The organism is Pseudomonas sp. R62, from assembly GCF_000257605.1.
GTDB classification, from domain to species: domain Bacteria; phylum Pseudomonadota; class Gammaproteobacteria; order Pseudomonadales; family Pseudomonadaceae; genus Aquipseudomonas; species Aquipseudomonas atacamensis.
Genome location: NZ_JH635999.1, coordinates 2,358,428 through 2,363,543 on the forward strand (window position 1 = coordinate 2,358,428; position 5,116 = coordinate 2,363,543).

A 5,116-nucleotide genomic window follows, 5' to 3' on the forward strand; every position below is an offset into this window, starting at 1 on the left:
GTAGACTTGCACTCCATTCCGCCTGATGTGGTGCTGCGCGGTGTAACGCACAGCTCACATTCGCCAGTTTTCGAGTCCCGACAACTGCCATAACCGAAAGTGGTACGCATTGAGTTCGAATGGGTACATCGTACCCATCAGATCCCGAAAACCCTTGAAAACGCCCAAAAGCACGCCGAAAACACGTTGAGTAAAATGGTCCAGAATCAGAGCTTTAGCCCAGTAAAACCAACGCCTGAGCCGTCCCGGCGCTTCAGTGTGGCACCCATGATGGATTGGACGGACCGCCATTGCCGTTTCTTCCTACGTCTCCTATCGAAGAACGCCCTGCTCTACACCGAAATGGTCACCACCGGCGCTCTGCTCAACGGCGATCACGAACGTTTCCTGCGTCACAACGAAGCCGAGCACCCGCTGGCGTTGCAGCTCGGTGGTAGTGTTCCGCTCGATCTCGCCGCCTGCGCGCGCATGGCTCAGGAGCACGGTTACGACGAGGTGAACCTGAACGTCGGCTGCCCGAGTGATCGTGTGCAAAACAACATGATCGGCGCGTGCCTGATGGGGCATCCGCAGTTGGTGGCCGATTGTGTGAAGGCGATGCGTGATGCGGTGTCGATTCCGGTGACGGTGAAGCACCGGATCGGCATTAACGGGCGCGACAGTTATGCCGAGCTGTGTGATTTCGTCGGTACGGTGCGGGATGCAGGGTGCACGAGTTTTACCGTGCATGCGCGGATTGCGATTCTGGAGGGGTTGTCGCCGAAGGAGAATCGCGACATTCCGCCGTTGCGCTATGACGTCGCGGCGCAGCTGAAGGCGGATTTTCCGGAGCTGGAAATTGTGCTGAACGGCGGGATCAAGACCATGGAAGCCTGCCATGAGCATTTGCAGACCTTCGATGGCGTGATGTTGGGGCGTGAGGCTTATCACAATCCGTATCTGCTGGCGGAGGTGGATCAGCAGTTATTTGGCAGTTCGGCGCCGGTGATCAGTCGGGCTGAGGCGTTGGCGCAGTTGCGGCCGTATATCGCTGAACATCTGCTGGCCGGTGGTGCGATGCATCACATCACGCGGCATGTGCTGGGCTTGGGCACAGGGTTCCCCGGGGCGCGCAAGTTTCGTCAGTTGTTGTCGGTGGATATTCACAAGGCAAAAGATCCGTTGGCGTTGCTGGATCAGGCGGCTGAGTTGCTTGAAGGTCGTTGATTGATGGTTTGAGTGTGCGGGCGCCGCATGAGCGTTGCCCGCTGTTTTGATGTACTGACAGGATGTCTCTTGGTTATGCCCGCGTTTAAACGTGCTCTGTTCAATAGCTTCACCCTCCTCGCTTTATGCTCGACGGCTTCCTCCAACATCTTCGCCGAGTGCAATTTTGCGCGAGGGTGTGGTGAAGGGAGCGGTGGCCCTTTTGAATCAACGCAAATGTCCGGCTTTCTGGTGTTCACGGCGACGATGGTGTCGGTCGATGGAACCTCGGACATATCCGGCCTCAAAAAACGTGTTTACTCGGCTGAGGAAATCGAAGCCGCGCGGTACTTCCTGGCCAGCGACGGCATGCTGCAAGCCGCGTATTTCACCTCGGCCTTGCAGCGCTTTCGTCAGGAGTCGTCGGATTCGACGTTAAACGATCTCGCCGTGGCGGCGTTGATCAGCGCGCAGTGATCAGGCGGCCGCTGCGGCGGTCCAGTTCACCCAGCCAAACAGCCAGGTTGCCAGAATCAACAAACCAAAACCGATCCGGTACCACGCGAACGCGGCATAGCTGTGGTTGGCGATAAATTTCAGCAGGCCACGCACGGCGATCATGGCGAAGATGAACGCGGTGACGAAGCCGAGGGCGAAGACTGGCAGGTCGTTGGGTTGGAACAGGTCGCGGTATTTGTAGCCGGAATAAACGGCGGCACCAACCATGGTCGGCATGGCGAGGAAGAACGAGAACTCAGTGGCGGCTTTGCGTGAAAGGCCGAAGAGCAGGCCGCCGATGATGGTCGAGCCGGAGCGCGAGGTGCCGGGAATCATCGCCAGGCATTGTACGAAACCGACCTTCAACGCGTGGGACCAGCGCATGTCGTCGACATGTTCGACGCTGACTACATGGCTGCGCTGTTCGGCCCACAACATGACGATGCCGCCAACAACCAGGGCCACCGCAACGGTGATTGGGTTGAACAGGTATTCATGAATCGCGTCGGCGAATAACACGCCGAGGATAACGGCCGGGAAAAACGCGATCAGCAGATTAAGGGTGAAACGTTGCGCGTTGCGCTCGGTGGGCAGGCCTTTGACGATTTCGAAGATCTTCGGACGAAATTCCCAGACCACAGCAAGAATGGCCCCCAGTTGAATAATGATGTTGAACGCCATCGCGCGTTCGCCGCCAAACTCGAGCAGGTCGGCGACAATAATCTGGTGGCCGGTACTTGAAATGGGCAAGAACTCGGTCAAGCCTTCTACCGCGCCTAATATCAACACCTGGAAAAGGGTCCAGAAATCCATTAATCCTCCGTCAGAGCACTCAGGGTGAGCGACCAGTAAATAACACTCAGGGGTTGAGTATCTGAGTTACACAATTGGCGCATATGAAGATCTAAAGATCGCAGCCTTCGGCAGCTCCTACATTTGGAATGCATTTCCATGTAGGAGCTGCCGAAGGCTGCGATCTTTTGATTTCGAAGAATAGGTCTAACGGACTGCCACACTCAAGTCATGTTAGTAATCGTCGGCCGACGAACTAAACGGAAAAAATTTACATCTATTACGACAAATATTTCAGTTCAGATATGAAGTGTGATCAACCTCACACATTGTTGACATGGCCAATCAGTGGCAAAAGGACATAGACAAAGCCATCGCCGCAAGCTCAAAATAGTGGCACCATTGCATATAGCCATCATCTACGCGCTAGTTCACAAGCCCGAGAAAATCAACTAAAAGCTTGAAAAGCTTAGTTATTGTTAGAAATCTCGGGAGACACGTCTAAAATCCGCGCAAATGTTACCAATTGTCAGTCACAGATAAGAACCGGTGCTTTAACATCCCGATGTCAGCACCTAATTCGAGTCAACGCATGATGCTCTCAGGGAACTTGGCGACGAGAAGTCCGCGCCCGACAAATGATGAATCCGGTGTTCTTGCGCTGGGTCGTACACTGGGTGTGGCTGATCATTTGAGATCGCTGATCGCAAAGCACGTGCAACCCGATATGACCCTGGAAACAGGTGCTTTCACTAGTTCATATAAACAGCACGGCTACATAGGTTCCTATCGCGCCATTTTCGTCATCATCGATAGTCCACAAGCCATCGAAGAAAATCTGGCCCTGGTGCAGACCCTGCGCGATGACAACTTGAAGCCGCTTATTTGCGCAATTGTCACCGGCCGCGGTGCCGTCAACAAGATCAAATATTTCCTCGCCGGGGCGGATGCCTGTATCAAGCTCAACACATTGAGCGATGACAGCGAAGACTTGCTGGCGGAGTTCTTCAACAGCGAAGACTGGCAACGAGATATCAATCTCACGCTTGATCCGACGCGGATCTGCCTGATGGACAGTCGGCGCAAACTGGATATCTCTTTCGCCGAAATGAAGATCCTCGAGGCCTTTGCGCACACCGGCAATCACATTCTGAGTCATGATGAAATCGCCAGCATCATGGGCCTCAACGCCAATTTCTACGACCCTCGGGCACTGGAAAAATCAATCAGTCGCTTGCGTGGAAAAATCAAGGACATGTATGGTACAAACGCGATTCAGAGCATCCGCGGCTACGGCTATCGCCTGATGCGGGGCCTGATATCGACTGCCTGAGTCTCGGGCAGTCTTCCCTTTTGCATACGTACGAAGGATCGTCTGATGCAGCCATATCGTTTCAATTGCGCCTCATACTTATTAAAACTCAAGCACTTGAATGAGCACGGCATCACGCCACATAACAATAAAACTCCATAACATAGCAGCAGATCGAGTGGAATTTATCGATGGCCATTTTCGGCCAGAACCCTGCCTACGATTACTTCCGAGGAAGTCATTGCTCGCCTGCCGATTTATCTTTTAGCCAATTTTGGTGTGTATTTAGGAGAGAGACATGGAAACGAGTACAACCCTCCCCAGAAAATATTTTGTTGTTGTGACGCACAGCACAACGTCGCAACGTGAACTGGAAAGTATCTTGTCCAGCGAGCGTTTCAATTCGTTTGGCACGTCGCAGGCACAAATGTTTGTTGAAGGTGTTGCTTCGCCCTCTTCCGCCCCGATGGTCATGGAGTTCAGTTACCCAAGCCTCAGCCGAAAGAATGTTGCGCGCAGTATCGAACATGATACTCAACGCATACTGGCCACTCTTGAAAATGAATGGCGAGCCGCGCAAACAGACAATCCGTTTCAAAGCTTCCCGACCCGCAGTGCAGAACGCGCTCATATCTCCAATGTCAGCGACAGCACTGAGCCTTGCAGCGACACTTGGCATCTTGACGATGAACAAGGCGTGTTGCTCAAGGACAATGTTGCGATCAGCCTGACTGGCCTGGAAACCGCTCTGGTCAGGAAAATGCTGAGCCATGAAGAGCGCGTGGTCAGTCGTGATGACTTGATCATCAGCATTGGTCGGGAACCCGAGCAATACCGTGGCCTGGAAATGTGCCTGAGCCGATTGCAGGATAAATTCAAGAGCGCAAGTAATGGCGAGAGATTGTTCCGAGCCGTAAGAAATCGCGGATATTGCCTGATTCAAGAAGTCGTTGCGTAACCGAAGAAGACCTTCAAACCGAGACAAACAGATATAAAGTGCGACTACAACAACAAGAAGAGCACTCTGTTTGGTTTTCCTCCCTGATTCGATAAAAGCTTTCCCTGCCTCCACCCTCAAACAGTAACAAATACGTCCCCGCTTTTTCATCCCTCTTTCTGCGACCTTTTCTAACAGCCATCTATTTAATTATTAAAAGTTGGCATTGTGCCATCTTGTTAGAACTCGTCAGACACCATTCCCGACAATAACTTAGTCTATTGGCTGACGACAGTTCGGCTCTCGATGTTGTTACCTCAAGACACTCGCTAAAACAAAAACAATAAGTCTGCATAACAACTCGGCTTTCAACTGTTGAAACCTGAATGGAC

The 5,116-nt window shown here is 52.7% G+C and carries 5 protein-coding genes; 4 read left to right on the top strand and 1 reads right to left on the bottom strand.

All coding sequences use genetic code 11. The annotated features are described in order from the left end of the window. The first annotated feature begins 195 nt into the window (after positions 1-195). Both dusA and OQK_RS28380 read left to right on the top strand, forming a co-directional pair. Complete coding sequence (gene dusA / locus OQK_RS28375) at positions 196-1,206, top strand: tRNA dihydrouridine(20/20a) synthase DusA (protein ID WP_081489915.1); 1,011 nt, start codon at positions 196-198, stop codon at positions 1,204-1,206. Between the two features lie 75 nt (positions 1,207-1,281). Continuing rightward, positions 1,282-1,662: a DUF2388 domain-containing protein gene (locus tag OQK_RS28380; protein WP_038861924.1), complete on the top strand. Its 381-nt coding sequence runs from the start codon at positions 1,282-1,284 to the stop codon at positions 1,660-1,662. Here the strand turns inward: OQK_RS28380 and OQK_RS28385 are convergent, their stop codons facing one another. Further along, positions 1,663-2,496, bottom strand: coding sequence for an undecaprenyl-diphosphate phosphatase (locus tag OQK_RS28385; protein WP_016775449.1), 834 nt, complete (start codon positions 2,494-2,496; stop codon positions 1,663-1,665). 571 nt (positions 2,497-3,067) lie between these two features. On the opposite strand from OQK_RS28385, the gene OQK_RS28390 reads away from it, so the two are divergent. Together OQK_RS28390 and OQK_RS28395 are read left to right on the top strand one after the other, a co-directional pair. Then, positions 3,068-3,808 carry a winged helix-turn-helix domain-containing protein gene (locus tag OQK_RS28390; protein ID WP_038861926.1) on the top strand — a complete coding sequence of 247 codons (741 nt, stop codon included), beginning with the start codon at positions 3,068-3,070 and terminating at the stop codon, positions 3,806-3,808. A 277-nt stretch (positions 3,809-4,085) separates the two neighbouring features. Beyond that, positions 4,086-4,745, top strand: coding sequence for a winged helix-turn-helix domain-containing protein (locus OQK_RS28395; protein WP_016775451.1), 660 nt, complete (start codon positions 4,086-4,088; stop codon positions 4,743-4,745). The last annotated feature ends 371 nt before the right edge of the window (positions 4,746-5,116 follow it).

What these genes read in the sequence shown, in the direction of transcription:
- OQK_RS28395 (WP_016775451.1), top strand. Translation starts at nt 4,086, where the DNA reads ATGGAAACGAGTACAACCCTCCCCAGAAAATATTTTGTTGTTGTGACG.
- OQK_RS28380 (WP_038861924.1), top strand. Translation starts at nt 1,282, where the DNA reads ATGCCCGCGTTTAAACGTGCTCTGTTCAATAGCTTCACCCTCCTCGCT.
- OQK_RS28390 (WP_038861926.1), top strand. Translation starts at nt 3,068, where the DNA reads ATGATGCTCTCAGGGAACTTGGCGACGAGAAGTCCGCGCCCGACAAAT.
- OQK_RS28385 (WP_016775449.1), bottom strand. Translation starts at nt 2,496, where the DNA reads ATGGATTTCTGGACCCTTTTCCAGGTGTTGATATTAGGCGCGGTAGAA.
- dusA (WP_081489915.1), top strand. Translation starts at nt 196, where the DNA reads ATGGTCCAGAATCAGAGCTTTAGCCCAGTAAAACCAACGCCTGAGCCG.